The 6,801-nt window shown below is 72.4% G+C and carries 4 protein-coding genes and 1 pseudogene; 2 read left to right on the top strand and 3 right to left on the bottom strand.

Features of this window, described 5'->3' with window-relative positions; all coding sequences use genetic code 11:
* Nucleotides 1–61 precede the first annotated feature (61 nt).
* Nucleotides 62–1,888 (bottom strand): 2-oxoglutarate dehydrogenase, E2 component, dihydrolipoamide succinyltransferase, encoded by a 1,827-nt coding sequence (gene sucB / locus E1193_RS28920; RefSeq protein WP_132186338.1) that lies wholly within the window; start codon nucleotides 1,886–1,888, stop codon nucleotides 62–64.
* Between the two features lie 73 nt (nucleotides 1,889–1,961).
* Nucleotides 1,962–3,353, bottom strand: a complete 1,392-nt coding sequence (gene lpdA, locus E1193_RS28925) for a dihydrolipoyl dehydrogenase (RefSeq protein ID WP_132186339.1) — start codon at nucleotides 3,351–3,353, stop codon at nucleotides 1,962–1,964.
* A 177-nt stretch (nucleotides 3,354–3,530) separates the two neighbouring features.
* Here lpdA and E1193_RS28930 point away from each other — a divergent pair, with 177 nt between their 5' ends.
* Nucleotides 3,531–3,860, top strand: a complete 330-nt coding sequence (locus tag E1193_RS28930) for a hypothetical protein (RefSeq protein WP_132186340.1) — start codon at nucleotides 3,531–3,533, stop codon at nucleotides 3,858–3,860.
* A gap of 95 nt (nucleotides 3,861–3,955) precedes the next feature.
* Here the strand turns inward: E1193_RS28930 and E1193_RS28935 are convergent.
* A pseudogene (locus E1193_RS28935) lies at nucleotides 3,956–5,524 on the bottom strand (leucyl aminopeptidase); the annotation flags it as partial.
* 164 nt (nucleotides 5,525–5,688) lie between these two features.
* Between E1193_RS28935 and gcvT the strand changes: the two are divergent.
* The coding region (gene gcvT / locus E1193_RS28940; RefSeq protein WP_132186341.1) for a glycine cleavage system aminomethyltransferase GcvT at nucleotides 5,689–6,801 on the top strand (1,113 nt) is incomplete at its 3' end.

The following is a 6,801-nucleotide window of genomic DNA, read 5'->3' on the forward strand; positions in this document are numbered from 1 at the left end:
CGGCGTGTGCCGCGCGCCCCCGTCCGGGTGCTGCTGTTACCTCAGGTGTGCTGCGGTGACCTCAGAGGCCCAGTTCGGCCTCGAAGTTGCCGGCCTCCAGCCGCTCCTTGACGGCGACCAGGAAGCGGGCCGCGTCGGCGCCGTCGATCAGCCGGTGGTCGTACGACAGAGCCAGGTACACCATCGAGCGGACCGCGATCACCTCGCCCAGCTCCTGGTCGTTCACCACGACCGGGCGCTTGACCACGGCACCGGTGCCGAGCATCGCCGACTGCGGCGACGGCACGATCGGGGTGTCGAACAGGGCGCCGCGGCTGCCGGTGTTGGTCAGCGTGAAGGTCGCCCCGGCCAACTCGTCCGGGCTGATCTTGTTGGTGCGGGTGCGCTCGGCCAGGTCGGCGATGCGCTTCGCGATGCCACCCAGGTTCAGGTCACCGGCACCGTGGATGACCGGCACCATCAGGCCCCGCTCGGTGTCCACCGCGACGCCCAGGTGCTCGGCGTCCGGGTAGGTGATCGTCCCGGCGTCGAGGTCCATGCTGGCGTTGACCACCGGGTACGCCTGCAACGCCTCGATCGCGGCGAGGGCGAAGAACGGCAGGAACGACAGCTTGACGCCGTGCCGGGCCTGGAACGCCTGCTTGGCCTGCGCCCGCAGCTTGGCGATCCGGGTGACGTCCACCTCGACCACCGTGGTCAGCTGCGCCATCTCGTGCAGCGACTGCTGCATCCGCTTGGCGATCGTCGCCCGGATCCGCGGCATCTTCTCGGTGGTTCCGCGCTTCGCGCTCGGCTGCGGCTTCGCCGCCGGCTTGGCGGCCGGGGCCGCCGCGGCTGGCTGCGGCGCCGCGGCCGGAGCGGCCTTCGCGGCCTTGGCCTTCTCCGCCGCGTCCAGCACATCCTGCTTGCGGATCCGGCCACCCACGCCGGTGCCGGTGAGCGAGGCGAGGTCGACGCCGTGCTCGCTGGCGAGTTTGCGCACCAGCGGGGTCACGTAGCCGGCGGCCTCCTCGCCGCCCTGGGCGGGGGCGGTGGGCCGTTGCCGAGCAGCCGGCTGCGCCGCCTGCTCGGCCCTGGCCGGCTGCTGCGCGACCTCGGCCTCCGCCGCCGGCTCGTTGTACGACATGCCGGGGGTCGGCTCCTCGACCTTCGGCTCCGGCTTCGCCTTGGGCTCCGGCTTCGCCTCGGCCTTGGGCTCGGGCTTCGCCTCGGCCTTGGGCTTGGGCTCGGGCTCGGGCTTCGCCTCGGCCTTGGGCTTCGGAGCAGCCCCGGCCGCACCGACGATCGCCAGGTCGGCGCCGACCTCGGCGGTCTCGTCCTCGGCGACCTTGATCTCCAGCAGGGTTCCGGCCACCGGAGACGGGATCTCCGTGTCGACCTTGTCCGTGGAGACCTCCAGCAGCGGCTCGTCCACCTCGACGGCGTCACCGACCTGCTTGAGCCAGCGGGTGACCGTACCCTCGGTGACGCTCTCCCCCAGAGCCGGCATCTTCACCGGGGTGCCCTCGCCTGCCGGGGCGGCCTCGGCCTGCGGCTCGGGCTGGGCCGGCTGCTCCGGCTCCGGGCCGGTGCCCTCGGCGGCGGCCGTCGGCTCGGCGGCTGGCGCGGCCTCCTGGGTCGGCGCGGCCTCGCCGCCACCGCCCTGCTCGCCCTCGCCCGCGATGACGGCCAGCTCGCTGCCCACCTCGGCGGTCTCGTCCTCAGCGACCACGATCCGGCTCAGCACACCCGCCGCGGGCGACGGGATCTCGGTGTCGACCTTGTCGGTCGACACCTCGAGCAGCGGCTCGTCGACCTCGACGGTGTCGCCCTCCTGCTTGAGCCAGCGGGTGACGGTGCCCTCGGTGACGCTCTCGCCGAGCCGAGGCATGGTGACCGATACCGGCATGTTCACAGACTCCTTCGTTCCCCTGGTGCGATCACGCCCGTCTGCCGCCGGACGCCGCGGAAGCAATTCTCGATCAGGCGTGCGCGTGCAGCGGCTTGCCGGCCAGGGCCAGGTGCGCCTCGCCCAGGGCCTCGTTCTGCGTCGGGTGGGCGTGCACGAGCTGCGCGACCTCGGCCGGGTAGGCCTCCCAGTTGTAGATGAGCTGGGCCTCGCCGACCATCTCGCCGACCCGGGCGCCCACCATGTGCACGCCGACGACCGGGCCGTCGGCCACCCGGACCAGCTTCACGAAGCCGGCCGTCTTGAGGATCTGGCTCTTGCCGTTGCCACCGAGGTTGTAGTTGTAGGTCTTGACCTTGTCGGCCCCGTACTGCTCCTTGGCCTTCGCCTCGGTCAGGCCGACCGAGGCCAGCTCCGGGTCGGAGTAGGTGACCCGTGGGATGCCGACCTCGTCGATCACGGCCGGGTTCTGCCCGGCGATCTCCTCGGCGACGAAGATGCCCTGCTGGAAGCCGCGGTGGGCGAGCTGGAGACCGGGCACGATGTCGCCGACGGCGTAGACGTTCGGCACGTTGGTGCGCAGCCGCTCGTCGGTCAGCACGTAGCCGCGGTCCATCTTGACGCCCTGCTCCTCGTACCCGAGGTTGGCGGTGTTCGGGCCCCGGCCGACCGCGACCAGCAGCAGCTCGGCCTCGACGGCCTCGCCGCCGGAGATGGTCAGCCGGACGCCGCTGTCGGTCTTCTCGACCTTCTCGAACGGCTTGCCGACCTTGAAGTTGATTTTCCGCTTGCGGAAGGCCCGCTCCAGCGCCTTCGACGACTCCTCGTCCTCGGCGGCGACCAGCCGGGGCAGCGCCTCGACGATGGTCACGTCCACCCCGAAGGACTTCCACACGCTGGCGAACTCGACGCCGATCACGCCGCCGCCGAGCACGATCGCCGAGGACGGGACGCGGTCCAGGGTCAGGGCGTGGTCGCTGGTGATGATCCGCTCGCCGTCGACGTCCAGGCCGGGCAGGGTCTTGGCGTACGAGCCGGAGGCCAGCACGACGTTGCGGCCGGTGTAGCGCTTCCCGTCGACCTCGACGACGTTCTTGCCGACCAGCTTGCCGTGCCCCTCGACGACGGTGATCGCCTTGTTGCCCTTAAGCATGCCCTGCAGGCCCTTGTACAGCCGGGAGACCACGCCGTCCTTGTACGAGTTGACCGCGGCCATGTCGATGCCGACCAGCTCGGCCTTGACGCCGAACTGCTCCGACTCGCGCGTCTGGTCGGCGATCTCGGCGGCGTGCAGCAGCGCCTTGGTGGGGATGCAGCCGTTGTGCAGGCAGGTGCCGCCGAGCTTGCCCTTCTCGATCAGCGCGACGGAGAGATCCAGCTGGGCGGCACGCAGCGCCGCCGCGTAGCCGCCGCTGCCACCTCCGAGGATGACGATGTCGAAGGTTGCGTCGTTCGGCTCGCTCACATCCAACTCCCAGTTCGCGTCACTGCTCGGGGGTTACGGCGGAGTAACAGGCACACCCCACCTCGGTCATCTTGTCACCACCGCACAGCGGGCGCGTAGTGAGGTGCCCAACGACACGTAGACGGCACGTACGCTTGGCACCGTCTTCGATGACGCTCGGGGAGGAGAAGGAGTCGCGTGGGGCTGTTCCGACGACGCAGAAAGCCGGTCGGTGACCACGGCGACCGTCCCGCCAACCGTGCCGACCTCGACCACCTCGAGAACTTCGTCCGGACCCGGCGCGGGGTCGAGGCGTACATCGAACCACGGACCACGGTCACCGAGACCACCGTCATCCTGATCGCCGACGACGGGGAGTGGACCCGCCGCCGGATCGAGAGCCCGGAGGGCGCCCGACGCTTCGCGCACCGGCTCGCCATCCCGGTCTACGACGTGGGCCTGATGGGCTACCCGCAACGGATGCGCGACTACAACGAACGCCGCAAGCGCCGCCCGGAACTCTACTGACGCCGCGGGCCGGCGCTCGGGACGCGACAGGTCGGGGTGTCGAGGCGGAGCGAAGCCGCGACCTGCCGCGAATCGTGCGGGTCGTGGTCGTCCGCCCCGCCAACGGCGACGTCCTCGACGAGCTGCACCAGGGTCCGCACCGGGACGCCCGTGCCGCCCTTGGTCCAGTAGCCGGTCGCCTCACCCGAGTGGTAGCTGGGGCCGGCGATGTCGATGTGCGCCCACGCCACCTCCTCGGTGACGAACTCGCGCAGGAACACCCCACCCTGGAGCATGTGACCTGCCCGATCCATGCCGGCATTGACCTGGGAGATGTCCGCGACGTCGGAGTCCATGCCCTTGCGGACGTCGTCCGGCAGCGGCATCGGCCAGGCCGGCTCACCGACGGCGTCACCGACGGCCCTGACCCGCTCGCACAGCTCCGGGGTGCCCATCACGCCGGCGACTCGCTTGCCCAGCGCGATGACCTGGCCACCGGTCAGGGTGGAGGTCTCGAAGAGGTAGTCGACGCCGTCCTCGCAGGCCCGGGCCATCGCGTCGGCGAGGATCATCCGGCCCTCGGCGTCGGTGTTGAGCACCTCCACCTTCTTGCCGTTGTACATGGTGATCACGTCACCGGGCCGGTAGCTGCTGCCCGACGGCATGTTCTCCGCCATCGGCAGGTACGCGGTCACCGCCACCGACGGCCGCACGGCGGCGATGGCCAGCATCGCGGCGGCCACCGCGGCGGCCCCGGCCATGTCCGACTTCATCTCCCACATGCCCTGCGCCGGCTTGATCGAGACACCGCCGGTGTCGAAGGTGATGCCCTTGCCGACCAGCGCCACCCGCTTGCCGTTGCCTCCGCCCGACGGGGTGTAGGTGAGCGTGACCAGCCGCGGCGGGGCCTCCGAGCCCTGACCGACGGCGATGACTCCGCCGTACCCGCCGGCCCGCAGCGCCGCCTCGTCCAGCACCTCGACGCCGAGCCCGGCCGCTCCGGCGGCCTCGGCGACCGCGTCGGCGAAGGCCGGCGGGCGCAGCTCGTTCGGGGCGCTGTTCACCCAGTCGCGGCTGGTGCGGACCGCGCCGGCCACGGCGGTGGCCCGCTCGATCTCGCCCCGGGCCGTCGCGTCGGCGGCGTCCGGGACGGCGATCAGCACCTCGGCGACCGGATCGCGGCGGGCCGGCTGCGGGGTGGTCTTGTAGCCGGCGAACCGGTACCCGCCGAGCAGCGCACCCTCGGCGACGGCGCGCAACGCGGCCGGGGCGTCGGCGTCGTCGGGCAGTGGCAGGGTCAGCGCCACCCGGGGCGCCCCGGCGAGCGCACGGACGACCGCGCCGGCGGCCCGGCGCAGCGTCTCCGGGGCGGGAGCGGCCCCGGTCGGCTCAGGGCCCAGCCCGACGGCGGCCACGACCGGAGCGGTGACGGTGCCCAGTGTGGCCAGCTTGATCACCTCGCCGGTGGCGCCGGTGGCGCCGAGCAGCGCCAGCGTCTCGGTCAGCTTGCCGTCGAAGGCGGCGGCGATGCTCTCCGCCCCGCTGGCCAGCAGCAGGGTGCCGGCAGGGCCGCCGGTGGCGGCCTGCTCGCCGGGCTGGCTGTGCAGGCCGATCACGATCGCGTCGACGGCGAGTTCGGCGGGGTCGGTGTCCACCAGGCTCAGGGTGGTGCTGGGCGATGTCACTGAAGCTACTCCGGGCGGGCCGGGCCGGCCGCGTCGTCGCGTGCCGGCGATGAAGGTCTCCGGCGGCAACCTACCCGCCGAAAGCGTGGCTGTCCCGCCGAACAGCGTCCGGGCGGGTCCCGCCGATGCTAACCAGCCGTTCAGGCCCCGGTAAGTTTCCACCCATGACGGACGTGACTTCCGAGGCCGCCGCGACCCGCCTGCGCCGTTCCCCGCTGCACGAGCGGCACACCGCTCTCGGCGCCAAGTTCGCCCCGTTCGGGGGCTGGGAGATGCCACTGGAGTACGCCGGGGGTGGCGTGTTGAGGGAGCACGCCGCGGTGCGGACCGCGGTGGGCGTGTTCGACGTGTCGCACCTGGGCAAGGCGCGGATCACCGGCCCGGGCGCGGCCGACTTCGTCAACTCCTGCCTGAGCAACGACCTGGGCCGGATCGGGTCGGGCCGGGCGCAGTACACGTTCTGCTGCGACGCCGCGACCGGCGGCGTGGTGGACGACATCATCGCCTACCTGCACGCCGACGACCACGTCTTCCTCGTTCCGAACGCGGCGAACACCGCCGAGGTCGTGCGCCGGTTGCGCGCCGCCGCGCCGGCCGGGGTCACCGTCACCGACGAGCACGGGGCGTACGCCGTGCTGGCCGTGCAGGGTCCGCGCTCGGCGGAGCTGCTCGCCGCGCGGGGCCTGCCGGTGGAACACGGTTACATGAGTTTCTCCCCGGCCACCCTGGCCGGAGTCGAGCTGGTCGTCTGCCGGACCGGCTACACCGGCGAACTGGGGTACGAGCTGGTGGTCCCCGCCGAGGGGGCGCTCGCCGTATGGGACGCGCTCTTCGCCGCGGGGGAGTCGTTCGACCTGCGCGCCTGCGGTCTGGGCGCCCGCGACACCCTGCGCACCGAGATGGGGTACCCGCTGCACGGCCAGGATCTGTCGCCGGAGATCACCCCGGTGCAGGCCCGCTCCGGGTGGGCGGTGGGTTGGGACAAGCCGACGTTCTGGGGCCGCGACGCGCTGCTCGCGGAGAAGGCGGCCGGGCCTCGGCGGACGCTGCGTGGCCTGACGGCCGTCGACCGGGCGATCCCACGCGCCGGCATGACGGTGTACGCCGGCGACACGCCGGTCGGCGCCATCACCAGCGGAACCTTCAGCCCGACGCTCAAGCAGGGCATCGCCCTGGCGCTGGTCGACACCGATTCGAGCCTCGCCGACGGCGACCTGGTGGAGGTCGACGTCCGCGGTCGCCGCGCCCGGATGCGCCTGACCCGCCCCCCCTTCGTC

This window comes from Micromonospora sp. KC606, assembly GCF_004348675.1.
Classification (GTDB): Bacteria; Actinomycetota; Actinomycetes; order Mycobacteriales; family Micromonosporaceae; genus Micromonospora.

What these genes read in the sequence shown, in the direction of transcription:
- sucB (WP_132186338.1), bottom strand. Translation starts at nt 1,888, where the DNA reads ATGCCGGTATCGGTCACCATGCCTCGGCTCGGCGAGAGCGTCACCGAG.